Source organism: Citrifermentans bremense, from assembly GCF_014218275.1.
Classification (GTDB): domain Bacteria; phylum Desulfobacterota; class Desulfuromonadia; order Geobacterales; family Geobacteraceae; genus Geomonas; species Geomonas pelophila.
In genome coordinates this window covers 686,373-708,108 of sequence record NZ_AP023213.1, presented here as the reverse complement: position 1 = coordinate 708,108, position 21,736 = coordinate 686,373, and the positions used below count along the sequence as shown (strand labels likewise).

The window sequence follows — 21,736 nt, the reverse complement described above, 5'->3', positions numbered from 1 at the left end:
GAAGCGGGTTATGCAAGATTTCAAAGACATAGACAAGCAGAAGCGAAGCAATAGATCAGGCAGGGCCAAGAGACCTGAAGGGCGCAACGCCTTCAAGAAGATCCTGGACGACGACAAGCCGCGCAAGAAGCGCTACGGCATCGCCCTGGGGGTCATCGCGGTACTGCTCGCCTCCTACCCGATTATCTCCCTGTTGAACTCCTCACCCTCCAAAACTGCCACGACGTCAGCCGCGGCGGCCACGGTTTCCCTGAAGAACCTTGACCAGGGGAGCGCCTTCCGCCTGGCGGCCGAGGCCTACCCGAAGGCCCAGGTGCAGGGAGATTCCTACGTCGCCCCGCTGCCGCAGGGGGGACAGGTGGTGTACGCCATCAACGATGAGGTGCAGAAGCGGGTCGAGAAGGTGCTGACCGACTACAAGGTCCCCTACGGGCTCTTCGTCGCCATGGAGCCCAGGACCGGGCGCATCCTCGCCATGGTATCCCACTCCTCGATTGAGCCCGGGTGGGAGAAGGACGGGAACTACCACCTCTACCCGCTCGCCTCGCTCTTCAAGATAGTCACCGCGACAGCCGCGCTGGAAAGCAAGAAGGTAACGCCGGAGACCCCCTTCGCCTTCAACGGCAGGCTCACCTCGGAAAGCCCCAAGTACTGGCGGGTGCACCCCGGGCGCGGCAACCAGCAGATGCCGCTCGCCATCGCCATGGGTAAATCGGTGAACCCCGTGTACGGCAGGCTCGCCGGCGAGGTGGTGGGACGCGACCCGCTGCTTCTGTACGCCGGACGTTACGGCTTCAACCAGGCGCTCCTCCCCGGCGCCCCGATAATGGCCAGCACCGCTCCCACGCCTGCCACAGTCGACGAGCTGATGCGGATGGGAGCCGGGTTGAACCGCGAGGTGAAGGCATCTCCGTTCCATGCCGCCGCCATTATGGCCGCGGTCGCCAACGGAGGCGTCATGATGGCCCCGGGCTTCGCCCGCGAGATACGCGACGCCAAGGGGAACCTGGTGTTCACGCACCAGCCGCAGGCGCTGCGGACCGTGATGACGCCGGAGACGGCATCGGCTATGGCGCGCATGCTCGCCACCACGGTGCAAAGCGGCACCTCGCGCCGGGCATTTCACGACAGGAGGGGAAGGCGGATGCTCGCCTCGGTCAGCATCGCTGCCAAGACCGGGTCCATCGACGGGACCGATCCCGCCGGCCATTACAGTTGGTTCGCGGCCTACGCGCCGATGGAGGACCCGCAGATAGCTCTGGCGGCGCTGGTAGTAAACGGGAACAAGTGGCGCATCAAGGCGACCTCTGTGGGCGAGCAGGCGCTGGAGGCATTTTTCAGGTAGGGGGATGGAAATGGGTTGTTCAGGATGCGGCACCTGCTGTGTCGCCCCGGACATCAGCGCGCTTGGAAAGAAGGTCGGGCAGAGATGCCCGCACCTCACGGAAAACCTCTCCTGCGGCATTTACGAGGAACGCCCCGCGGTCTGCCGCGGCTACCGCCCCGACGACATCTGCCTGGCCATAGCCGCCCCCACCCTGGAGCTGCGGGTAGCAAACTACCTGAAGCTCTTCGGGATGGGCTAGTCCTCCCGGTAGCTCTCCAGGGTGAATTCGCCGTCCAGCCACTGCGCGTAGGAATAGTGGGTGATCCAATCGCCCAGGGAGATGAAGAGGCGCCCCGGCTCCCGCTTCAGCATGGGAAGGTGGTAGTGGCCGGTGATCACCGCGTCGCACCCCGAGTCGAAGCGGCTGCGGGCGAAGGAGTTGAGGATGGCACCGTAATCCCAGCGCCTACCGCGGTGTGAGTGCTTGCTGCTTGAGCGCTGCGACAAGGTCGCCGCCGCCTGGTCCGCAAGCCTTCTGGAGAAGATGGGAACCAGCGCCTTTACCAGAGGGTTATGCAGCAGCAGCCTGAAGACCCTGTAGCGGTAATCCTCGCGGTTGATCTGGTCCCCGTGGCACAGGTAGACCTTTTGCCCGCCGATTTCCAGCATCGCGCCGGAGCGGTGGACCTCAGCCTGCAGTTTTTCCCCGAAGAAGCGCTCCAGGTGGAAATCGTGGTTCCCTTCGAAGTAGACGATGCGCACGCCGCGCCCCCTCACCTTCTGCAGGCAGTCGACGATTTCCACGTAGTGGCCGTACACGGGGCTTGGGTTGCCGATCCAAAACTCGAAGATGTCCCCCAAAAGATAGAGCGTCTCCGTGTCGGCGGGGAGGTTTTCCAGGAACCGGACCAGGGTCCGGTAATTGGGGTCTTCCGGTCTTTTCAGGTGGGCGTCGGCGATGAAGATCTTGCGCATGCGCGCAATATATACAAAAAAGCACCATTGGTAAAGCGAACAGGCGCCAAAGGCTCATTTAGCCCGCGCTCCTTCTCTGTTAATCCCAAGCGGGCTTCAACCCGCTGTTGAAGAGGTATAGATGCACGCGATGCGCAACCTGGAGATCGTCTGGGAAGACCTGATGGAGGCCTTCGAAAACGGCGATACCGAGATGATCTACTTTCTCGACCGCGAGACCGGCGAGGTGTTCTCCGTCCCGGCCGACTACGACGACGAACCTTTCTGGGAGGAGGTGGGAGCGAACCGGGAGCGCTACCTTGAGATCCCCCCCTTCGACTATGGGCAGGAGCGCCAGATGGTGCACGCTTTCATCCAGGGGATAGCCAACGACGGGCTGAAGGCGATGCTGGTGCGGGCATTCACGGGGAAACATTCGCACGGAAAGCTCAACGAGATCCTCTCCTTCTATCCCGAGGAGCAGGAGCGCTTTCAGGCGCTTAGGGAGGAACTCCTCACCACGCGCGCCGCGCATTGGCTGGAAGAGCATGACATCTACCCCCCCGAGCGAGGCTTCGACTAGCACACCTTTTCCACCACACTGTTGACCTCGGCATCTCTTTTGCGTAACATCTGTCAGGTGAATAGTCCCCGGCCCGGGGAGCAGCCGCCCCTGAACCGGGGTGCAGATGCGGTAAAGAGTGCAGACCAATGTCCAAAAGTACCCTCGCTTCAATAATAGAAATCTCGCTCATCGTCCTGGCCGCCGTGGCGCTCGGAGGGATCTGGAACCGGACGCTGCTGGCCGACGCCTGGCGAGGCGCCCCCACCAGTCAATCCTCCCCAGCGCAGGCGGGCGAAGTGCTTCCCATGCCGGTCGGTCTCGCCCAGGTCAAGGAGATGCTGGACGGCGGACAGGCTGTGGTGGTGGACGCGCGCAGCACGGCGAGCTTTCGCGAGGAGCACATAGCCGGCGCGCGGCCGCTCCCGCTGGAGGAGGCCAAGCAGCGCACGGAGAAGAGCCGGCTGCTTGATGACGTTCCCAAGGATGCTGTCGTCATCGCCTACTGCAACGGCTTCTCCTGCCACGACAGCACGGAACTCGCGAAGCTCCTGATCGCAGCCGGTTACGGCTCGGTCTACGTCTTCGAGGGGGGGCTGCCGGAATGGCGGGATGCCGGCTACCCGGTATCCAAGGGGGAGCGATGAACAGGCTGAAGCGATACCTTCCTGTCGCCGTCAGGGTCGCCCTGGGCGGGATATTCATCTACGCCGCGCTCCCGAAGATCGCGGATCCCGTCTCCTTTGCCGGGACCGTGGCCAGCTACCAGATACTTCCCTACTTCTGGAGCTACTTCATCGCGGCGGTGCTTCCCTTCCTGGAACTGATCTGCGGCGTGCTGCTGCTGTCGGGATACCGGGTCCGGGCCGGCGCGCTCATCGTCGCAGCCATGAACGCCCTCTTCATGGTGGCGCTCGCATCCCTGATCGTGCGCGGGCTCGACATCGACTGCGGCTGCTTCGGGGGAAGCAAAACCTCCCCCTGGCTCGCCTTGGCCAGGGATGTCGTCTTTCTCGCGATGGCCGGAGCCGTGCTCCGGTTCGAGGCGAAAAGAAACCCTTCCCCCGCTGCCACCACCTGACACAACCCTCACCAAACGACTTCCCAAGGTGTTGTCTTTTCAAACGGATAGCCCATGGAGCGGGAAACACTTCAGCTGCGGTGCCGCCCCCGCCCTTGCGGTTTTGGGCGAAATACTGTAGGATGCCGCCGTATTTTCATTAAGCAGCAGGGGGACCTTTCTTTGAACGAGACATTGCTCCTGGTAGGCGCCTACCTCCTCGGCTCGGTACCGACCGGCCTGCTCCTGGCTAAGAGCATGGGGGTGGACATCAGGGAGGCCGGCAGCGGCAACATCGGCGCCACCAACGTCTACCGGACCATCGGTCGCAAACTCGGCATACTCACCCTTCTCGGGGACTGCCTGAAGGGGCTTATCCCGGTGCTCGTCGCCAGGTGGCTGGGGCTTCCCGACCTCTGGGTCGCGGCAGCCGGCCTCTGCGCATTCCTCGGGCACGTGTACACCATCTTCCTGGGGTTCAAGGGGGGCAAGGGTGTGGCGACCGCCCTTGGCGTCTTCCTCGGCACCTCTCCGCTCTCGGTTCTCTTCGGAATAGTCATCTTCGGTTCCGTGCTCTACAAGTGGCGCTACGTCTCGCTTGCCTCCATCACCGCGGCGGCGCTGATCCCGGTACTGGTGTGGGCAACCGGCGGGAGCGTGAAGCTCGTCGTCATGGCCGTCGTCATCGCCTGTATCGTCATCTTCAAGCACCGCGAGAATATCGCAAGGCTCACCTCAGGGACCGAGAACAAGTTCAAGGCCTAGCGCAACGCAGCCAATCCCTGCCACAGGACGCACACCAGCCGACAGGGAAAGGGATAAAGACACAGAATAGAAAAAGGGCGCTTCCGTTGACGGAGGCGCCCTTTTTTCAATCAGGCCTGCTAGTGGCGGCGGCTTCTGGTTACGCCGCCTCGGCTTCCATCACCAGCGGGGTGAGGAGGCGTTTCATCTTCTTGAGCGCACCCTCTTCGATCTGGCGCACCCGCTCCCGCGAGATGGAGAAATGATCGGCTATTTCCTGCAAGGTCATCGGGTTTTCCGCGGCTACGCGCTGTTCGATGACGAAGCGCTCTTTCTCGTTCAGGTTTTCCAGCGCGCTGGCGACGTTCTGCTCCAGGATCGTGGTCTCCTGGCGCTCGGCCAGCATCTCCTCCTGGTTCTGCCGCAGATCCGGAAGGCTCTCCAGGAAGGTCCCTCCCCCCTCGCCTTCGAACATCTCCACGTCGAGTGAAAGCTCACCCCGGAGGCGTTGCTCCATCTCCTGTGCCTCGGTGTCCTTCACGTCCAGCGAGATGGCTGCAGCATGCAGGTCCCCTTCGCCGGTCATGTTGATGATCGCCTGCTTGGCCTGGTTCAGCTTGAAGAACAGCTTTCTCTGTGCCTGCGTGGTCCCGATCTTCAACAGGCTCCAGGCGGAGATGATGTGGTTCTGGATGTAGGCCCGGATCCACCAGACCGCGTAGGAGATAAGGCGCACCCCCTTCTCCGGGTCGAACTTCCTGACCGCCATCATCAGCCCGATGTTCCCCTCCTGGATCAGGTCGAGCATCTTCATGCCGTAGGAGCGGTATTCGCCTGCTATTTTCACCACGAAACGAAGGTTGGAGGTGATCAGCCGGTGCGCCGCCTCCAGGTCTCCCTCGCGACGGAACCTGGTAGCCAAATCCATTTCCTCATCCGCCGAAAGCAGCGGAAACCGGTTGATCTCCGTGAGGTAAAGGGTCAGGTTGTCAATAGGTACCGGCATGGTGTGTGTCATAGTACTTTTACCCCCTGTGAGTGCAGGTTTTGCCTCCTGCCGTTAGCACTCTGCTCTGGTGAGCGCTAACAATATAACAAGCAGCATATAAAAAATCAAGGCCCTGCGCGAAATAACCGTGGCCGAAACAGGTGCTTGCGCCGGGTTAAATTGCTTGCGCCGGCAACGGGGAATATGGTAAACGAAAAGATCGAATTAAAAGCGACGCCTGGCGCCGAAAACCGGAGGTTCTGCCACATGGAGATCAGGATTGTGCCCCTAAGCGAGGGGGAGAAGAAGCCGAAATTCACCGACGAGTCCCAGCTTGGCTTTGGCAAGATTTTTACCGACCGCATGCTTTTGGTCGAGTGGAAAGTCGGCCAGGGGTGGGTGGACGCCAGGATCAAGAAGTACGAGCCGTTCCTTCTCGACCCGGCGGCGCTCGTGTTGCATTATGCACAGGAAATCTTCGAAGGGCTCAAGGCCTACAAGTGGAAGGACGGCTCAATCGCCCTCTTCCGCCCCGAGATGAACGCCCGCCGCTTCAACCACTCCGCCGACAGGCTCTGCATGCCCGAGATCCCCGAGGAACTCTTCGTGGGCGGGATCGAGCAGCTGGTGGCCGCCGAGCGCGACTGGGTCCCGGCAGCCGAAGGGACCTCGCTCTACATCCGCCCCACCATGATCGCCGTGGAACCGCTGGTCGGCATCAAGCCTTCGGACCACTACTACTTCTACGTGATACTCTCCCCGGTCGGCGCCTACTACGCCAACGGCTTCAACCCGGTCAAGATCATGGTCGAGGACCAATACGTCAGGGCCACCCCCGGCGGCACCGGCGAGGCCAAGACCGGCGGCAACTACGCCAGCTCACTCAAGGCGGGCCTGGAGGCCAAGAAGAAAGGGTTCGACCAGGTGCTTTGGCTGGATGGCGTGCACAAGCGCTACATCGAGGAAGTGGGCTCCATGAACATGTTTTTCGCCTACGGCGACACCATCGTCACCGCGCCGCTTGAAGGGAGCATCCTGCACGGCATCACCCGCGACTCGGTGCTGACCCTGGCCAAGTCGCTGAACCTGAAGGTCGAGGAGCGGCGCATCGACGTGAAGGACCTGATGGCGGACCTCAAAAGCGGGAAGATCACCGAGGCGTTCGGCAGCGGCACCGCCGCGGTCGTCACCCCGGTCGGCACCCTTAGCTACGCCGGCGATACGGTCCAGGTAGGCGACGGCGGCGTCGGCAAGCACACCCAGGTGCTCTACGACACACTGACCGGGATCCAGACCGGCAAGATCGAAGACAAATTCGGCTGGATCAGGAAGATCTAGCCTGATAAATAGAAAGCCGCGCGGGTTGAGTTCCCCGCGCGGCTTTTTTTATTGCGCTCAATAAAGAGGAGCTCCCGCCCCTCCGCCACTTTTCCAAAACGTCCTTAATCTCCCCCAATCCTCAAAACAGGTCCATCTGTCCCTTCAAAAGGTCGCCCGGCGGCGGCGCCACTTTCCCTCCACCCTCCACCCCCTTCCAGCTCTGGCCGGTCCGGATCATCTCCTGGAGCCACTTCTTCGGGACGGAGTGGTAGCGGCATTTCTTCAGGGCTCCGACGGTGATGGTGGCGGAGACGACCCCGCGCCGCAGCCGCGGCACGATCTCCGTGACTTTCCCGATGAACAGGAAACAGCGGGTGGCGTCTTTGTGCTCCAGGAGCACTTCGTCGCCGATGATGGCGAGGCAGATGGCGTGGTGGCGCTTGTTGTCGGCGAAGAAACTGACGGCACATCCGGGCGTCGGAACCACGGGCTTCGACAGGTCGTCGCCGTCCCACACCAGCTCCTCGGCGTCATCCTGGTCATCGTCGAAAAAATCATCCGGCTCATCGCCGTAGTAAAGATCGTCATCAGGAATGGGGTCGTCCAGGTCATCGTCGACAGCGGCAGCGGCTTCGCCCCCGGCGTCTAGTTCCAGATCTTCCCCGACGCCATGTTCCGCGTCGTTCAATGTCAGCTTTGCCACAATTTATTCCCCTACCAATCTCAAAGCGTCATCACTTGTGCCTGATGCAGGTATCTCGCGCCCGCGACCATGCTTCGGGTCGCCGGTTGCCCAGCGGATAATGCCATATCTTGCCGCGCACCACAAGCATTGCCAAAGCGGCAGACATTCAAGTCGCCCTCCCACACTCTCAAGCTAAAAAAACTCCCCCGCCTTGACACTACCCTCCCCCCTCCTTATCTTCTTTTAGGACTTTAGGAGGCACTACCATGATACGACCGGAAAAGATGACCGTTAAAACACAGGACGCGCTGGTGACGGCGCAGGAGAAAGCAGCAAGCATGTCCGCCGGCAGCATCGAGGCCGAACACCTGCTGCTCTCCCTAATAGACCAGGAGGGTGGGTTCGTCCCCGACCTTTTGAAGAAGATAGGGGCGCCGCTGCCAAGGCTGCGCGAGAGCGTCGAGGAGATGCTGAGGCGCCTGCCCAAAGTCACAGGCGCGGCTCAGGTGTCCATGTCCGCCACGCTGAACCGTGTACTGGACCAGGCGCAGAAAGAGGCGGACTCGATGCACGACTCGTTCGTCTCCACCGAACACCTGCTTCTGGCCCTCGTGGCTGCCAAGGACGCACCCAGCTCACGGCTCTTGAGCCAGAGCGGGGTCACCCGCGATGGGGTCCTCTCCGCGCTCAAGGAGCTGCGCGGCGGCGAGGCGGTGAACGAGCAGAACCCGGAGGGCAAGTTCCAGGCGCTCGCCAAGTACTGCCGCGACCTCACCGACCTGGCCCGCCAGGGGAAGCTCGACCCCGTGATCGGGCGGGACGACGAGGTAAGGAGGGTGCTCCAGGTCCTGTCGCGCCGCACCAAGAACAACCCGGTGTTGATCGGGGAGCCAGGCGTCGGCAAGACCGCCATCGTCGAGGGGCTCGCCCAGCGTATCGTTTCTGGAGACGTCCCGGAAACGCTCAAGGACAAGGTGGTCATGGCGCTGGACATGGGGGCGCTGATCGCAGGAGCCAAGTACAGAGGCGAGTTCGAGGAGCGCCTGAAGGCGGTGATCAAGGAGGTGGCGCGCTCGGAAGGAAAGATCATCCTCTTCATCGACGAGATGCACACTCTGGTGGGAGCCGGAGCAGCTGAAGGGGCGATGGACGCCTCCAACATGCTGAAACCGGCCCTCGCCCGCGGCGAGCTGCACTGCATCGGCGCCACGACCCTGAACGAGTACCGCAAACACATAGAAAAGGACGCGGCGCTTGAGCGGCGCTTCCAGCAGGTGTACGCCGGCGAGCCGAGCGTGGAGGAAACCATCTCCATCCTAAGGGGGCTCAAGGAGAAGTACGAGAACTACCACAAGGTCCAGATCAAGGACAGCGCCATCATCGCGGCCGCGACGCTCTCGGACCGCTACATCACGGATCGCTTCCTCCCCGACAAGGCGATCGACTTGATCGACGAGGCGGCTTCCCGGCTCAGGATCGAGCTGGACTCGAAGCCGACCGAGATCGACGAGATCGACCGGCGCGTCATACAACTGCAGATAGAGCGGGAGGCCATGCTGCGCGAGCACGACCCGAAGGCGCTGGAAAGGCTGAAAAAACTGGAAGAGGAGCTGGCAGCGCTGAAAGCCCAGTCGGACGAATTGAACAGCCACTGGAAGCGGGAAACCAACCTCTTGGCCGAACTGGGCGAGTTGAAGCAGCGCAAGGAGGACAAGGCCGAGGAGGCGAAACGGGCCGAGCGCGACGGACTTTTGGCCCGCACTGCTGAGATCCGCTACGGCGAAATCCCGGCAATCGAGAAGGAGATCGAGGACAAGCGCCTCACCCTGGAACAGATCCAGAAGGAAGGAAAGATGCTTCCCGAAGAGGTGGATGCCGAGATGGTGGCCGAGGTGGTGGCGAAGTGGACCGGCATCCCGGTGAACCGGATGCTGGAGACTGAGTCCGAGAAGCTGGTCAAGATGGAGGAGCGGCTGAAAAGCCGCGTGGTAGGCCAGGACGAGGCGCTCACCCTGGTGGCGAACGCGGTGCGGCGCGCCAGAAGCGGCCTCTCCGACCCGAACCGCCCCATAGGCTCCTTCATCTTCCTGGGACCTACCGGCGTCGGCAAGACCGAGACGGCCCGGGCCCTGGCCTCGTTTCTCTTCGACGACGACCAGGCCATCGTCCGCATCGACATGAGCGAGTACCAGGAGAAGCACACGGTGGCGCGCCTGATCGGTGCTCCTCCGGGGTACGTCGGCTACGAGGAGGGAGGGCAGCTCACCGAGGCGGTTCGCCGCCGCCCCTATTGCATCGTCCTTTTCGACGAGATCGAGAAGGCCCATCCCGAGGTGTTCAACGTCTTCCTGCAGATCCTAGACGACGGCAGGCTAACCGACGGCCAGGGCAGGACGGTCGATTTCAAGAACTCGGTCATCATCATGACCAGCAACCTAGGCTCCCAATGGATCCAGCAGTACGGCGCCACCGACTACGGGAGAATGCAGAACGAGGTCATGGAGACCCTGCGGGAGGCGTTCAAGCCGGAGTTCCTGAACCGGGTCGACGAGATCGTCATCTACCACGCGCTGCCGCTGGAACGGATCAAGGAGATCGTCTCCATCCAGTTGCAGTCGCTCGTCAAGAGGCTGGAGGAAAAGGGAATCGGCCTGGAAGTGACCGAGCAGGCCCGGGAATTCCTGGCCCAGGAGGGTTACGATCCGGCTTACGGGGCGAGGCCGCTCAAACGCGCCTTGCAGCGCAAGATCCAGGACCCGCTGGCGCTCATGCTGCTCGAGAACAAGTTCGCCCCAGGCGACGTAGTTGCGGTCGACCTCTCGACGCAGGGAGACTCGCTGACCATCGGGAAAAGGGGCAACACCGTAAACGGCAATTAATAAATTGCTTAGTTTTGGCAAAACTGATAATGTACGCGGCGCAAAGCTCCAGTTTTGCGCCGCGCCTGCGGTACCTACCTATGGGGGGAGTTCCTAGATGAAACGTTATTCAACCATCATGTCGGTCTTACTCACACTCGCGCTGCCGGTAGCCGGCACCTGCGCTGACGCACCGCAAGCCCCCGAAAAAGCCGAAAAATCAAAAGTCGAGGCCATAAAGGAATCGGTGGTGAAGAGCGGTCATATGATGATGGGCGGAGCGGCGGCAGCCCCCGCTGCGGAGGGCGCCGCTGCAGCTCCCGCACCGAACCCCGATCCGGTAGGCAAGGTCCTCGAAACCATGGACGGTGGCGGGTACACCTACGCCTTCATCGACAGCGCCGGGACCAAGACCTGGGTGGCCTATCCCCCCCTCGAAACCAAGGTCGGTGACACCCTCTCCTTCAAGGGTTGCCTCCCCATGGGCGGATTCCAGAGCAAGGCGCTCAACCGCAAGTTCGACAACATTCTCTTCTGCAACGCCCCCGAGATCGCCGGCGCGAAGAGCGCATCGGCCAAGCCTGCCCCGGCCAAGAAGAAGGCAGCTGCCGGCCCGATCAAGGTGGAAAAGGCCGCCGGCGCCAACGCATACACCGTCGAGGAGATCTTCTCCAAACGCGGCTCCTTGAACGGCAAGCAGGTCGTCGTCAAGGGGCAGGTAGTGAAGGTCGCCTCCGGGATCATGAACAAGAACTGGATTCACCTGCAGGACGGCACCGGCAACGCCGGCAAGAAGACCAACGACCTCGTGGTCACCACGACCGACCAGGCTGAGGAAGGTGACATCATCACGGTCTCCGGCACCCTCGCCAAGGATAAGGATTTCGGCGGCGGCTACAAATACACCGCCATCATCGAGAAAGGGAGCGTTAAAAAGTAACGCTTTCTCTCCAGAGTAAAGAAGGCCCCCCGCCGATGACGGGGGGCCTTTTTTACTCGCACCCCGGCAGCGCGATGCTCCCGCCGCTCACTGAAGGCGCGGCGAGAGGCAATACCGGCCCGATCATAGAGGGAGCCATGAAGACAGTCCTGATATCGCTGTTCCTCGCGCGCTTTGCCGCCGCATACCTTTTGCGTTACCTGAACCTGCGCCATCTCAAGCGGCACGGAGCCACCGTCCCTGAAGGGTTTACCGGGGCCATTGACCAGGAGGCGCTGGAAAAATCGGCACGCTATACGATGGAGCAGCACAGGGTAGGGCTCGCGGAATCGGTCTACGACAGCGCCCTGCTCCTCGCGTTCCTGTTCACCCCCCTGTTTCCGCTTTATGACCGCTTCATCGCCTCCCTGTCCGGCTCCTACCTGGTCCAGGGGCTGCTTTTCATGCTCATTATTTACCTGGCGCAGAGCATCCTGGAGATCCCGTTCTCGCTCTACAACACCTTCCACCTGGAGCGGCGCTACGGTTTCAACACCATGACGCCCGGCCTCTGGGTCTCGGATTTCCTCAAGTCGCTCCTCATCTCGGCGCTTCTCATGGGAGTCCTGGTGAGCGGCGCCCTTTTGCTGGTCCGGCACTCCCCCGAGCTTTGGTGGCTCTGGGTCTGGGCTTTCTTCGCGCTTTTCTCCATAACCATGATCTACCTCTCCCCCTACGTCATCGAACCGCTCTTCTCGAAGTTCGAGCCGCTCTCCGACCCTGGGCTCGAGGCGGAGATACGAGTCATGCTGTACAGGGCGGGGATCGAGGTGAAGGGGGTCCTGCAGATGGACGCCTCCCGCCGCAGCCTCCACTCCAACGCCTATTTCACCGGCATAGGGCACGTGAAGCGGATCGTTTTGTACGACACACTGCTGAAGCAGATGGATCGCCAGGAACTGCTGGCCATCCTCGCGCACGAAACCGGCCACTGGAAGAAGGGGCACATCTGGAAGCAGCTTCTACTCATGGAGAGCGTGGCGCTAGCGCTTTTCTTCCTGGTGCACCGGTTGATCGCCTGGGGGGGGCTCCCCGGGCTCTTCGGCCACCAAGACGCCTCCTTCCCGGCCCAGGTGCTTCTGGTAAGCTTCATCCTCTCTATCGCCTCCTTCCCGTTCACCCCAGTCGGCTCCTGGCTCTCGCGCAGAAACGAACGCGAGGCGGACCGGTTCGCAGTGGCACTAAGCCGGGCCCCGCAGGCACTTGCCTCCGCCCTGGTCAAGCTTGCCTGCGAAAACCTCTCTAACCTCCACCCCCACCCGCTCTACGCCGGTTTTTATTACAGCCATCCTCCCGTGGTGGAGCGGGTGGCAGCCCTCAGAGCGATGAAGGAGCCCGATCCGCGTCGGAATAATTAACACGAACCAATTGCGCCGTTCATTTTGCATGGTATTTTTTCTGAGGCCTTGGCCACCACAGACTAGCCACAGGAGCCGATCCATATGCGTCTGAACATCCTCATCACCGCATCCGAAGCCGTTCCCTTCGCCAAGGAAGGAGGGCTTGCCGACGTCGTCGGCGCCCTCCCGAAATACCTTGAGGCCCGTGGGCACGACGTCCGGGTGGTCATGCCCCGCTATTACAAGGTCGACCGCGACCGCTACCGGCTGCGCCAGCTCCCGGGGTTGCTGGTCGTGCCGATGGGGATCATCGGCGACATGTACTGCGGTGTCTACGAGGGACGCATCCCCGGCAGCGACGTTCCCGTCTACTTCCTGGAGCACGAGGATTTCTACGGCCGCGACACGCTCTACGAGCGGGACAACAAGGGGTATCTCGACAACGACAACCGCTTTATCTTCCTCTCCAAGGCTAGCCTTGAGCTGTGCAAGATGATCCACTTCACCCCGGACCTGGTGCACGCCCACGACTGGCACACAGCCGCGGTCCCGGTCCTCATGAACACTTGGTACCGCCACGGCCAGTATCTCTCCCAGTCGGCGTCTCTGCTCACCATCCACAACATGCAGCACCAGGGAAGCTTCTACGAAGGGGCCATGGACGTGCTCGGCATCGGCTGGCAGCACTTCACCTATCTGGAGCTCGAGAAGGAGAACCAGGTGAACCTCCTCAAAGGGGGGATCTACCATGCGACGCTGCTGAACACGGTGAGCCAGGGGTACGCGCGGGAGATCCAGACGCCTGAGTACGGCTGGGGGCTGGAAGGGGTGGTACGGGAGCGTGCAGGGGAGCTCTCCGGGATACTCAACGGAGTCGACTACGAGGAGTGGAACCCCGAGACCGACCCGCTGCTTCCCGCCAACTACAGTGCGGCCGACCTTGCCGGAAAGGGGATTTGCAAGCGCGAGCTGCAGCGGGCGCTGGGACTTCCCGAACGGGATGACGTGCCGCTGATAGGGATGGTTTCGCGCCTGGTGAAGCAAAAGGGGATAGACGTGCTGGCCCAGGCCCTCCCCAGGATCCTCGAACTCGATATCCAGCTCGTCCTTCTGGGCGCCGGCGAGCCCTGGGCGCATTTCTACTTCGGGGGGATGGCCGCCAGCCGCCCCGACCGCTTCGCCTGCCGCATCGGCTACGACAACGCCCTGGCGCACCAGATAGAGGGGGGGTGCGACTTCTTCCTGATGCCCTCGGCGTTCGAGCCGTGCGGCCTTAACCAGATGTACAGCATGCGGTACGGCACCATACCCATCGTGCGCGCAACGGGGGGGCTTGACGACTCGGTACAGAACTACGATGCGCGCAACAAAAGCGGGGACGGCTTCAAGTTCTGGGACCTGAACGCCGGCGCCCTGTTCGACACGGTCGGCTGGGCCGTCCACACCTGGTACCACGACCGCCAAGGGATCAAGGCCCTCAGGCAGAATGCCATGGGCAAGAGGTTCACCTGGGAGGACGCGGCGGCGAAATACGAGCGGCTCTACCTGGAGGGGATGAGAAGGAAGCTGGGCGAGGAGAGGTTCCGGCAGGTGACAGAGAGGCGGAGTAAAAGAAGAGAAAAGAGCAGTGAGGACACGCGGGAGAAATACCAGCTCCCTGCTTAGCTCTCTGGAACAGCCTCCCCGCCTTTCCGATTGCAGCGACGGCATCTGAAAAAGCGGATTGCTCTCCTGCGGAAGCCGGTTTCTACTACTGCCGCCCGAATAGCACTATTCCCAACACGAATTGAAGATTCCCGGGTGAAATTTTACTATTCCAAAACGAATAGCACTATTACGGACGCGGATTGCAAATTCCTGGGTGGAATTTAACTATTCCGCGTGGAAATTGCACTATTCGCGATCAGAATTGCATAATTCCAAATCGATTTTCACTGTTCCCGATGGGAATAGCACTATTCCAAATCAAAATTGCAAAATCTCAAACGAAAATTCACTATTCCGAACAGGAATTGCAAAATTCCAAATCGAATTTCCTTATTCCCGACCGAAGTCAACGATTCCAAGTGAGATCGCAATCGAGCGAGAAAAGCTCCTGGCTCGACGGGCATCCTCCCTCGCTTTAGGGCGGCTTCTGAAGAACAAAAAAAGGCGCCCCGGAACCCCGGGACGCCTTTTTGTTTCAGCCAAAGCCTTTGCTACATCTTGTTCAGCAGCGGAACGATGAGCAGGGAGACGATGTTGATGATCTTGATCATCGGGTTGACCGCAGGGCCTGCGGTGTCCTTGTACGGGTCGCCTACGGTGTCGCCGGTAACCGCAGCCTTGTGAGCCTCGCTACCTTTGCCGCCGTGATAGCCGTCCTCGATGTACTTCTTGGCGTTGTCCCATGCGCCGCCGCCGGTGGTCATGGAGATAGCCACGAAGATGCCGGTGACGATGGAGCCGACGATCACGCCGCCCAGTGCCTTGGGGCCGAGGGTGAAGCCGACGAGGATCGGGGCGAGGATCGGGATGAGGCCCGGGACGACCATCTCCTTGAGAGCGGTCTTGGTGACGATGTCGACGCAGGAAGCGTAGTCCGGCTTGCCGGTGCCTTCCATGATCCCTTTGATGGTGCGGAACTGGCGACGGACCTCGTCTACGACCGCGCCGCCTGCCTTGCCGACAGCTTCCATGCACATAGCCGCGAAGTAGTAGGGGAGCATGCCGCCGATGAAGAGACCGACGATGATGTACGGATCGGAGAGGGAGAAGGTCTTGTCGGCGATGGTCAGCTCCTGCACGTAGGAGGTGAACAGGATGATCGCGGCCAGACCAGCGGAGCCGATGGCGTAACCCTTGGTGACTGCCTTGGTGGTGTTGCCGACTGCGTCCAGCGGGTCGGTGACGGCGCGGACGGAATCGTCCAGTTCAGCCATCTCGGCGATGCCGCCGGCGTTGTCGGTGATCGGGCCGTAGGCGTCCATGGCGACGACGATGCCAGTCAGCGACAGCATGGATACCGCCGCGATGGCGATGCCGTAGACCCCGGCGCAGCTGGAGGCGACCACGATGCCGGCTGCGATGACGATGACCGGAAGTGCGGTGGACTTCATGGAAACGCCGAGGCCGGCGATGATGTTGGTGGCGTGGCCGGTTTTGGAGGCTTCGGCGATGTGCTTGACCGGAGCGTACTCGGTGGAGGTGTAGTACTCGGTGATCCAGAAGATGGCGCCGGTTACCACGAGGCCGACGATGGCGGAGATGAAGATGTTGCTGGCGGAGATCACGGCGCCTGCGGCGTCGGCGAGCCCCTGCGGGAACATCTGCACGGTGACGAAGTAGAAGGCGATGCAGGCGATTACGGCCGAAGCGATGAGCCCCTTGTAGAGGGCGCCCATGATCTTGCCGGAAGAGCCGAGCTTGACGAAGTAGGTGCCGATGATGGAGGCAACGATGGAGATGCCGCCCAGGATCAGCGGGTAGCTGACCGCTGCGGAGTTGGAGAAGGTGATGGCGCCCAGCAGCATGGCGGCGATCAGGGTTACCGCGTAGGTCTCGAAGAGGTCGGCGGCCATGCCGGCGCAGTCGCCGACGTTGTCGCCCACGTTGTCGGCGATGACGGCCGGGTTGCGGGGGTCGTCTTCGGGGATCCCTGCTTCGACCTTGCCCACGAGGTCGGCGCCCACGTCAGCGCCCTTGGTGAAGATGCCGCCGCCCAGACGGGCGAAGATGGAGATCAGCGAGCCGCCGAAGCCAAGGCCGACCAACTGGCCGACTACGTCCTTGACAGGAGCGCCCGGCATGATCTGCTGAAGCACCATGTAGTAGCCTGCAACGCCCAGAAGGCCGAGACCTACGACCAGCATGCCGGTGATCGCGCCACCCTTGAACGCCACGTTGAGCGCCTTGTGGATGCCGGACTTGGCAGCCTCGGTGGTCCTCACGTTGGCACGAACCGAGACGAACATCCCGATGAAGCCGGTGAGGCCGGAGAAGACGGCGCCGACCAGGAAGCCGACCGCGGTCATCCAGCCGAGGGTCGCGAAGAGTGCGACGAACATGAGGACGCCGACCACCGCGATGATGGTGTACTGGCGCTTCATGTAGGCCCCTGCCCCTTCCTGGATGGCTGCTGCGATCTGACGCATCCGCTCGTTACCCTGGGGAAGCCCCAGGATCCACTGGGCCGAGATAAGACCGTAGGCCACTGCCGCCGCGGCACATGCCAGGGCGAAGACTACTGCATACTGTTCCATTGAAAAAAATCCTCCTATTTAGATATGCCTCGAAAAGGCGTGACTTCCCTTTGCACAGTACAAATCCATTCATAAAAACGGGTGATTGTTATCGAAAAGAGGACCTTTTGTCAATCTAATTCATCACCTGCGCCGCAGCAAGATTAGAGCGGGTTAGCGCTAACCGTCTAACCAGCCGCCACCATAGCGTATACGCTCACGCCAGTCACAAAGGGGAAGCAACGACATAGCAACGCTGCTCCTTCTCCGGATGTTGTTCCAACTAAAGCGGCTCGACTGAGATTGCTCTGCCATCCGGAATCCGCATTTCTCGTCTGCTGCCAGTCATGCAGCGTCCTTGACAGAGTCCAGGCCCCGTAAACAGTTGCGCATTGAAGTTCGAATATGTATCATAACTCGATGCTCGATCTTAAATGCGGCGATCAAACTTACCCTCTGCAGATCTCTGCCGACCGTGTTCTTTCGGTGCTGCGCCCTCGTCCCTTCATCCCGCAGGGTACGCCGTCCCAACTGATAGAGAAAGCAATCAACGGCTGCGAGCAGACCCTTTCCGCTTTCAGACCAGGCGAAAAGGTCGTCATCGTGACCTCCGACGTCACCAGGCCGACCGGGAGCGAGGTCTACCTCCCCCTGCTGGTGTCCCGGCTGAGCCAGGCGGGAATCCGGGACCGCGACATAGAGATAGTCATCGCCTTGGGGATACACCGCAAGCAGACCGAGGCTGAGCAGAGAAAGATCGTCGGCAGCGTGTACGACCGGGTCAAGGTCAGCGACCACGACTGCGACGACCCGGGTGCGCTAGTGTACCTGGGGGATACCTCCCGCGGGGTACCCGTCGAGATCAACCGGCGCGTCGCCGAGGCGGACCGGCTCATCCTCACCGGCGCCATCACCTTTCACTACTTCGCCGGCTTTGGCGGCGGGAGAAAGAGCATGCTTCCCGGCGTCTCCAGCCGGCGCAGTTGCATGGCAAGCCACTTTGCACTCCTCAACCCCGAGGAGGGAAGCGGCAGACATCCCAAGGCGGTCACCGGGAACCTCGACGGCAACCCGGTGCACGAGGCGATGCTTGAGGCCTGCGGCAAGCGCCCCCCCGAACTCATCCTGAACACCGTGCTCGGCCCGGACAAGAAAATCGTCGCCGCCTTCGCCGGAAACTGGCGCGACGCCCACCTGGCTGGGTGCCGCTTTTACGCCGACGCCTTCTCGGCGCAGGTCGATGAGCTCGCCGACCTGGTGCTGGTGTCCTGCGGCGGCTTCCCCAAGGACATCAACCTGATCCAGGCGCACAAATCGATGGAGTACGCAAGCCGAGCCCTGAAGCCGGGAGGGGTCATGGTGCTTCTTGCCGAGTGCCGCGACGGCTACGGCAACGCCACCTTCTTCAACTGGTTCGGCTACCCCACCTGCGGCGAGCTGGAGTCGGCACTGAGAAAACGCTACGAGATCAACGGACAGACGGCCTGGTCGGTGAAGGAGAAGGCGGAGCGCTTCCGGGTGGTGCTGGTATCCCGGCTCCCCGGGGAAGAGGTGAGGACCATGGGGATGACCCCGGCGGGTACGCTGGAAGAGGCGCTGGGCATCGCGCTCCCGATGCTCCCCGAAAACTATCGCGCCTACGTGATACCCGAGGGGGGTAACGTGCTGCCGGTGTACCGCCCGGCCTGACTGCGGCCATGTATATAGATATAGATTCGAAAGACGAAGCGAAAGGAAGATAGATGCTCGACGCACGCATACTGCAGCAACTTACCGAGATCGTCGGCAGCGAAAACATCGCTGCAACCCCTCAGGACCTGATCTGCTACGGCTACGACGCAACCCAGATGGAATTCCTTCCCGATTGCGTGGTGCATCCCGACGGGAGCGAAGAGGTATCGCGGATATTGAAGCTCGCCAACCAGGAAGGCTTCCCCGTCTTTCCCAGGGGAGCCGGCAGCGGCTTCACCGGCGGCGCCCTCCCGAAAGGGGGGGGAGTGGTGCTGGTGACCACCCGCATGAACCGGATCCTCAGGATCGACACCGACAACCTTGTTGCCGAGGTGGAGCCGGGGGTCGTGACCGAGACCTTCCAGATGGCGGTGGAGAAACTGGGGCTCTTCTACCCTCCCGATCCCGCGTCGCTCAAGTTCTCGACCCTTGGGGGAAACGTCGCCGAGTGTGCCGGCGGGCCACGTGCCGTCAAGTACGGCGTGACCAAGGACTTCGTGATGGGGCTGGAAGTGGTCCTTCCCACCGGGGAGGTAATCCGCACCGGCGGAGAGACGGTGAAGGGGGTGGTGGGCTACGACCTTACCAAGCTGATCTGCGGCTCGGAGGGAACCCTCGGGGTGATCACCAAGATCATCTTCAAGCTCCTCCCCTACCCCGACGCCAAGAAGACCATGCTGACCGTCTTCGATTCCATCGACGGCGCCGCCCGCGCGGTTTCGACCATCATCAAGAACAAGATCATACCTACCACGCTTGAGTTCATGGACCACGCGACGCTCACCTGCGTGGAGCGCCGCTTCAACCTGGGCCTTCCCGACAGCGGCCGCGCGGTGCTCCTGATCGAGGTGGACGGCGACCGCGAGCTGATCGAGAAGCAGGCGGGGCAGATCCATAAACTGATAGAGCCGCTGGGCCTCGTGCAGTTCCGAGTCGCCAAGGACGCCGCCGAAAGCGAGGAACTGTGGCGGGTGCGCCGACTGGTCTCCCCGTCCTTAAGGGACGTGAACCCGGACAAGTTCAACGAGGACATTGTGGTGCCGAGGAGCAAGGTTCCCGACGTCATCAGGCGCATCGAGGTGATCCAGAAGCGCTACGACATCCCGATCGTCAACTTCGGCCACGCAGGCGACGGCAATATCCACGTCAACATCATGATCGACAAGCGGGTGCCGGGGGAGCTGGAGAAGGCGCACGAGGCGATCAAGGAGGTGTTCCAGGCAGCGCTCGACCTGGGCGGGACCATGTCAGGCGAGCATGGCGTGGGGCTTGCGAAGCAGCCGTACATACCGATGGAGCTTTCCGCCGACCAGGTTGCCGCGATGAAGGCGATCAAGGCGGCCCTCGACCCGAAGAACATCCTCAACCCCGGCAAGATGCTGCCGGTGTGAAACCAATTGACTATTGACAATGGACAATTGACAACGGGTGCAACGTCCATGCAGTCCACCCAGTCCATTCCGTCCATAAGGTCCATGCAGCCCATTGCAGCAGCCGAAGCGAGAACCTAGATGACCAAGAAGCAGATCGACCCGCTCGAGCGGGTGGCAGCAGAGATGAAGAAATGCGTGAAATGCGGCGCCTGCCGCGCCCACTGCCCCGCCTTCAGCACCTTCCAGCGCGAGCCAGCCACGGCCCGCGGCAAGGTTGCCCTGGCGCAGCACCTTTGCAAGGGGGACATAACGCTGGACGACGGGACCTACTCCGCCATGTCCAAGTGCCTTCTGTGCGGCAGCTGCGTGGAGAAGTGCCCGAACCAGGTACCAACCGACGAGATAGTGATCGCCGCACGCGAGGCGCTGGCGCAAAGGCGCGGTCTCACCACCTTCCACAAGGCGGTGGGACAGGTGATCAAAAACCGGAAGGTGATGAACTTCGGCGCCCTCGCAGCCGCAGTCCTCGGCCCCCTCTTCTTCCGGAAGGTCCCGGCCACCTCCGGGCTCAGGCTCCGTTTCCCCATGCCGTTTCTCGGGGGGAGCCGCCATATCCCGCAGATCGCCAAGAAGCCGTTTATGAAGCGCCACCCCGAGGTGATCCAGGGGGAGCCGGGTAAACCGAGGATCGTCTTCTTCGTCGGCTGCATGACCAACTTCGTCTACACCGAGATCGGTGAGGCAACCCTCGCCCTGTTCCGCCACTTAGGCTGCACCGTCATCATCCCGAAGGGGCAGCAGTGCTGCGGGCTTCCGGGCATGTCCGGCGGCGACCTCGACACGGTGCGCGAACTGGCCGAGATGAACCTCGCCGCCATGGAGGCGCATGAGGCCGACTACGTGATGACCGCCTGCGCCACCTGCGGCGGCGCGCTGCACAAGCTCTACCCCCTGGTGGTGGGCAAGCGCAACCCCGAACTGAAACAGCGGCTCCAGGCACTCGCCGACAAGACGGTGGATGCCGCGGTCTTGCTGCAGAAACTCGGCCTCGCACCGGAAGAGACCGGCGCCGGCGCCGGCATGCGCATCACCTACCACGACCCCTGCCACCACAGGACGGCCGGCATCACAAAACAGCCGCGCGCGCTCCTCAACAAGACGCCGGGACTGGAACTGGTGGAGATGGAAGGGGCCGACCGCTGCTGCGGCCTGGGCGGGACCTTCAACGTCTACCACTACGAAAGCTCGCTCGACATCAACGCAAGCAAGAGCGCCGCGATCATCGCAACCGGCGCCGACGCCGTGGTCACCGGCTGCCCCGGCTGCATCATGCAGCTCTCCGACGGCCTGAAACAGGCCGGAGATAAAACGAAGGTATTGCATACCGTGGAACTTTTGGCCCGCAAAATGAGGCGCTGACAGGGCTACCCTGTCAGCCGCCTCCCCCCCGCTTTTTTTCCGCAATTTTTCCCTGCTTCACAACCCCCTGTAATCCCTATACGAAGGGCGTATACACGCTTTTTCTTATTGACATTTGCCAAGCAAATCTTTATGTACAGTACGGTCATTTTTTTAGTAAAACAACAGTTCGTTTA

The 21,736-nt window shown here is 61.6% G+C and carries 18 protein-coding genes; 14 read left to right on the top strand and 4 right to left on the bottom strand.

What is annotated here, in order from left to right; all coding sequences use genetic code 11:
* Positions 1 to 10 precede the first annotated feature (10 nt).
* Together GEOBRER4_RS02990 and GEOBRER4_RS02985 are read left to right on the top strand one after the other, a co-directional pair.
* On the top strand, positions 11 to 1,345 hold the full coding sequence (locus GEOBRER4_RS02990; RefSeq protein WP_185244171.1) for a penicillin-binding transpeptidase domain-containing protein: 1,335 nt from the start codon (positions 11 to 13) through the stop codon (positions 1,343 to 1,345).
* A 10-nt stretch (positions 1,346 to 1,355) separates the two neighbouring features.
* The gene (locus tag GEOBRER4_RS02985; RefSeq protein WP_085813940.1) at positions 1,356 to 1,586 is read left to right on the top strand and encodes a CxxCxxCC domain-containing protein; all 231 of its coding nucleotides are present in this window, start codon (positions 1,356 to 1,358) and stop codon (positions 1,584 to 1,586) included.
* Here GEOBRER4_RS02985 and GEOBRER4_RS02980 read toward each other — a convergent pair.
* On the bottom strand, positions 1,583 to 2,302 hold the full coding sequence (locus GEOBRER4_RS02980; protein ID WP_185244170.1) for a UDP-2,3-diacylglucosamine diphosphatase: 720 nt from the start codon (positions 2,300 to 2,302) through the stop codon (positions 1,583 to 1,585). The two genes, GEOBRER4_RS02985 and GEOBRER4_RS02980, sit on opposite strands and share 4 nt — an antisense overlap.
* Positions 2,303 to 2,423: 121 nt before the next feature.
* Here GEOBRER4_RS02980 and GEOBRER4_RS02975 point away from each other — a divergent pair, with 121 nt between their 5' ends.
* From GEOBRER4_RS02975 to plsY, 4 genes are all read left to right on the top strand, one after another.
* Positions 2,424 to 2,864: a UPF0158 family protein gene (locus GEOBRER4_RS02975; protein ID WP_185244169.1), complete on the top strand. Its 441-nt coding sequence runs from the start codon at positions 2,424 to 2,426 to the stop codon at positions 2,862 to 2,864.
* Positions 2,865 to 2,992: 128 nt separating this feature from the next.
* Positions 2,993 to 3,490: a rhodanese-like domain-containing protein gene (locus tag GEOBRER4_RS02970; protein ID WP_185244168.1), complete on the top strand. Its 498-nt coding sequence runs from the start codon at positions 2,993 to 2,995 to the stop codon at positions 3,488 to 3,490.
* Positions 3,487 to 3,924, top strand: coding sequence for a MauE/DoxX family redox-associated membrane protein (locus tag GEOBRER4_RS02965; RefSeq protein ID WP_185244167.1), 438 nt, complete (start codon positions 3,487 to 3,489; stop codon positions 3,922 to 3,924). The genes GEOBRER4_RS02970 and GEOBRER4_RS02965 overlap by 4 nt, the downstream gene beginning before the upstream one ends.
* A 162-nt stretch (positions 3,925 to 4,086) precedes the next feature.
* Positions 4,087 to 4,668: a glycerol-3-phosphate 1-O-acyltransferase PlsY gene (plsY, locus tag GEOBRER4_RS02960; RefSeq protein WP_185244166.1), complete on the top strand. Its 582-nt coding sequence runs from the start codon at positions 4,087 to 4,089 to the stop codon at positions 4,666 to 4,668.
* Positions 4,669 to 4,807: 139 nt separating this feature from the next.
* Here the strand turns inward: plsY and rpoH are convergent, their stop codons facing one another.
* Positions 4,808 to 5,665 (bottom strand): RNA polymerase sigma factor RpoH, encoded by an 858-nt coding sequence (gene rpoH, locus GEOBRER4_RS02955; protein ID WP_185244165.1) that lies wholly within the window; start codon positions 5,663 to 5,665, stop codon positions 4,808 to 4,810.
* Between the two features lie 237 nt (positions 5,666 to 5,902).
* On the opposite strand from rpoH, the gene GEOBRER4_RS02950 reads away from it, so the two are divergent.
* Positions 5,903 to 6,973: a branched-chain amino acid aminotransferase gene (locus GEOBRER4_RS02950; RefSeq protein ID WP_085815166.1), complete on the top strand. Its 1,071-nt coding sequence runs from the start codon at positions 5,903 to 5,905 to the stop codon at positions 6,971 to 6,973.
* Between the two features lie 121 nt (positions 6,974 to 7,094).
* Here the strand turns inward: GEOBRER4_RS02950 and GEOBRER4_RS02945 are convergent, their stop codons facing one another.
* Positions 7,095 to 7,658: a hypothetical protein gene (locus GEOBRER4_RS02945; protein ID WP_185244164.1), complete on the bottom strand. Its 564-nt coding sequence runs from the start codon at positions 7,656 to 7,658 to the stop codon at positions 7,095 to 7,097.
* Positions 7,659 to 7,906: 248 nt separating this feature from the next.
* Between GEOBRER4_RS02945 and clpB the strand changes: the two genes are divergently transcribed.
* From clpB to glgA, 4 genes are all read left to right on the top strand, one after another.
* Positions 7,907 to 10,519 carry an ATP-dependent chaperone ClpB gene (gene clpB, locus GEOBRER4_RS02940; protein ID WP_185244163.1) on the top strand — a complete coding sequence of 871 codons (2,613 nt, stop codon included), beginning with the start codon at positions 7,907 to 7,909 and terminating at the stop codon, positions 10,517 to 10,519.
* 97 nt (positions 10,520 to 10,616) lie between these two features.
* On the top strand, positions 10,617 to 11,438 hold the full coding sequence (locus tag GEOBRER4_RS02935; RefSeq protein WP_185244162.1) for a DNA-binding protein: 822 nt from the start codon (positions 10,617 to 10,619) through the stop codon (positions 11,436 to 11,438).
* Between the two features lie 137 nt (positions 11,439 to 11,575).
* Positions 11,576 to 12,835, top strand: a complete 1,260-nt coding sequence (locus GEOBRER4_RS02930; protein WP_185244161.1) for a M48 family metallopeptidase — start codon at positions 11,576 to 11,578, stop codon at positions 12,833 to 12,835.
* A gap of 84 nt (positions 12,836 to 12,919) precedes the next feature.
* Positions 12,920 to 14,482, top strand: coding sequence for a glycogen synthase GlgA (glgA, locus tag GEOBRER4_RS02925; protein ID WP_185244160.1), 1,563 nt, complete (start codon positions 12,920 to 12,922; stop codon positions 14,480 to 14,482).
* Positions 14,483 to 15,015: 533 nt separating this feature from the next.
* Here glgA and GEOBRER4_RS02920 read toward each other — a convergent pair.
* Entirely contained in the window at positions 15,016 to 17,058 is a 2,043-nt protein-coding gene (locus GEOBRER4_RS02920; RefSeq protein WP_185244159.1) for a sodium-translocating pyrophosphatase, read from the bottom strand.
* Between the two features lie 384 nt (positions 17,059 to 17,442).
* On the opposite strand from GEOBRER4_RS02920, the gene larA reads away from it, so the two are divergent.
* The 3 genes from larA (at position 17,443) to GEOBRER4_RS02905 (ending at position 21,560) form a co-directional block, all read left to right on the top strand.
* Entirely contained in the window at positions 17,443 to 18,726 is a 1,284-nt protein-coding gene (larA, locus tag GEOBRER4_RS02915) for a nickel-dependent lactate racemase (RefSeq protein ID WP_185244158.1), read from the top strand.
* A 53-nt stretch (positions 18,727 to 18,779) separates the two neighbouring features.
* Positions 18,780 to 20,159 carry an FAD-binding oxidoreductase gene (locus GEOBRER4_RS02910; protein WP_185244157.1) on the top strand — a complete coding sequence of 460 codons (1,380 nt, stop codon included), beginning with the start codon at positions 18,780 to 18,782 and terminating at the stop codon, positions 20,157 to 20,159.
* A 120-nt stretch (positions 20,160 to 20,279) separates the two neighbouring features.
* A complete protein-coding gene (locus GEOBRER4_RS02905) occupies positions 20,280 to 21,560 on the top strand; it encodes a (Fe-S)-binding protein (RefSeq protein WP_185244156.1) in 1,281 nt (426 codons plus the stop codon).
* The last annotated feature ends 176 nt before the right edge of the window (positions 21,561 to 21,736 follow it).

Bases quoted from the DNA above. Each gene is read 5' to 3' on its own strand.
- GEOBRER4_RS02990 (WP_185244171.1), top strand. From the start codon at position 11: ATGCAAGATTTCAAAGACATAGACAAGCAGAAGCGAAGCAATAGATCA.
- GEOBRER4_RS02950 (WP_085815166.1), top strand. From the start codon at position 5,903: ATGGAGATCAGGATTGTGCCCCTAAGCGAGGGGGAGAAGAAGCCGAAA.
- GEOBRER4_RS02980 (WP_185244170.1), bottom strand. From the start codon at position 2,302: ATGCGCAAGATCTTCATCGCCGACGCCCACCTGAAAAGACCGGAAGAC.
- glgA (WP_185244160.1), top strand. From the start codon at position 12,920: ATGCGTCTGAACATCCTCATCACCGCATCCGAAGCCGTTCCCTTCGCC.
- GEOBRER4_RS02910 (WP_185244157.1), top strand. From the start codon at position 18,780: ATGCTCGACGCACGCATACTGCAGCAACTTACCGAGATCGTCGGCAGC.
- larA (WP_185244158.1), top strand. From the start codon at position 17,443: ATGTATCATAACTCGATGCTCGATCTTAAATGCGGCGATCAAACTTAC.
- GEOBRER4_RS02975 (WP_185244169.1), top strand. From the start codon at position 2,424: ATGCACGCGATGCGCAACCTGGAGATCGTCTGGGAAGACCTGATGGAG.
- GEOBRER4_RS02920 (WP_185244159.1), bottom strand. From the start codon at position 17,058: ATGGAACAGTATGCAGTAGTCTTCGCCCTGGCATGTGCCGCGGCGGCA.
- GEOBRER4_RS02935 (WP_185244162.1), top strand. From the start codon at position 10,617: ATGAAACGTTATTCAACCATCATGTCGGTCTTACTCACACTCGCGCTG.
- GEOBRER4_RS02930 (WP_185244161.1), top strand. From the start codon at position 11,576: ATGAAGACAGTCCTGATATCGCTGTTCCTCGCGCGCTTTGCCGCCGCA.
- GEOBRER4_RS02985 (WP_085813940.1), top strand. From the start codon at position 1,356: ATGGGTTGTTCAGGATGCGGCACCTGCTGTGTCGCCCCGGACATCAGC.
- GEOBRER4_RS02970 (WP_185244168.1), top strand. From the start codon at position 2,993: ATGTCCAAAAGTACCCTCGCTTCAATAATAGAAATCTCGCTCATCGTC.
- GEOBRER4_RS02905 (WP_185244156.1), top strand. From the start codon at position 20,280: ATGACCAAGAAGCAGATCGACCCGCTCGAGCGGGTGGCAGCAGAGATG.
- GEOBRER4_RS02965 (WP_185244167.1), top strand. From the start codon at position 3,487: ATGAACAGGCTGAAGCGATACCTTCCTGTCGCCGTCAGGGTCGCCCTG.
- rpoH (WP_185244165.1), bottom strand. From the start codon at position 5,665: ATGACACACACCATGCCGGTACCTATTGACAACCTGACCCTTTACCTC.
- clpB (WP_185244163.1), top strand. From the start codon at position 7,907: ATGATACGACCGGAAAAGATGACCGTTAAAACACAGGACGCGCTGGTG.